Genomic DNA, 1,368 nt, shown 5'->3' with positions numbered 1-1,368 from the left:
TGAAGCTGTCCCCGTTTGATGGACGCCATCAAGGGCACTGCGGCAGCAAGTTATCCACGGGCGCGCGCCTGCGGCGCCTCATACGCAGGCAGAGCGCGCGGCGGTGGATAACTTGCGGTGCCGACCGGTTGTGTGTGCTGCTGTTGCATTGCCCACCTCCGTTCGAATTGGACCGGACTGTCGTAGTCGAGTGCGCTGTGACGCCGCTCGGTGTTGTAGTAGCCGATGTATTCGGTCAGATCGTCGATCGCCTGTTGGCGTGTGGTGTAGTGTTCGTCATAAACTCGTTCGACCTTGAGCGTACCGTTGGCCGACTCCATTGGGGCGTTGTCGTAGCAGTTCGCGCGCCGGCTCATCGACACCGTGATGCCCCGATCATGCAGCGCCTCGCGATAGTTGTGCGCGCAGTATTGGCTGCCGCGATCGGAGTGGTGCAGCAGTCCGGCGGGCGGATGGCGCAGGCCGAGCGCAAGCGCGAGCGCGTCTGCCGTGAGGCGGGTGTCAATGCGATCGCTCATCGCCCAGCCGACCAGGCGGCGGCTGAACAGGTCCATCACCAGCGCCACGTACAACCACCCCTCGGCGGTGTCGACGTAGGTGATGTCGGCCACCCACTTCTGGTTCGGCGCGCTCGCGTTGAAGTCGCGTTCGAGCAGGTTCGGCGCCACCGGGAGGGCATGCCGGGAATCGGTCGTGCGTACGAAGCGGCGCCGCCGTCGCGCCTGCAAACCTTCGCGCAGCATCAGCCGGCGCACCCGCTTGTGATTGACCCGGTAACCGGCTTCGCGCAGATCGCGCGTCAGCCGTGGGCGGCCGTACTTGCCGCGGTGGTGCGCGTAGCTCGCGTGCAGCGCCGCCACCAATTGCGCGTCGCGGCGCGCCCGCGCCGATACGGGCCGGTGCTGCCACGCATAGAAGCCGCTGCGCGAGACCTCGAGCAGCGTGCACAGGCGCACGACCGGAAAGCGGCTGCGCTCGCCGGCGATCCAGGCGTACTTCACCGCGACTCCCTCGCGAAGTACGCCGCCGCCCGCTTTAAAATTTCGTTGTCCACCCTTAGTCGTGCCACCTCGCTGCGCAGGCGGCTCAGCTCGGCCTGGGCCTCATCGACCTGTACCGCTGCCGCGCGCTTGACCAGCGGCTTGCCGCGGCGCGCCTGGCGCACCCAGTTGCCCAACGTCTTCGGCGAAATATCCAGACTGCGCGCCACCTCGCTCGCGCTGCGTCCGGCCTCGATCACCTGCCGCACCGCGGACTCTCGAAACTGCTCGGTGTAGACCCGCTTCGGTATCCTCGTTTTCATCTCACGTTCCTCCATGAAGCCTTAGAACCGCACTTCATGGCGTCCGTTTTATGGGGGCAAGCTCA

General features: G+C 66.0%; 1 pseudogene. It reads right to left on the bottom strand.

Features of this window, described 5'->3' with window-relative positions:
- Positions 1-161: 161 nt before the first annotated feature.
- Positions 162-1,303, bottom strand: a pseudogene (locus GO615_RS27630) (IS3 family transposase); the annotation flags it as partial.
- Positions 1,304-1,368 lie beyond the last annotated feature (65 nt).

This window comes from Aromatoleum evansii (assembly GCF_012910805.1).
Lineage (GTDB): Bacteria > Pseudomonadota > Gammaproteobacteria > Burkholderiales > Rhodocyclaceae > Aromatoleum > Aromatoleum evansii.
This window is presented reverse-complemented; position numbering and strand designations above follow the sequence as displayed.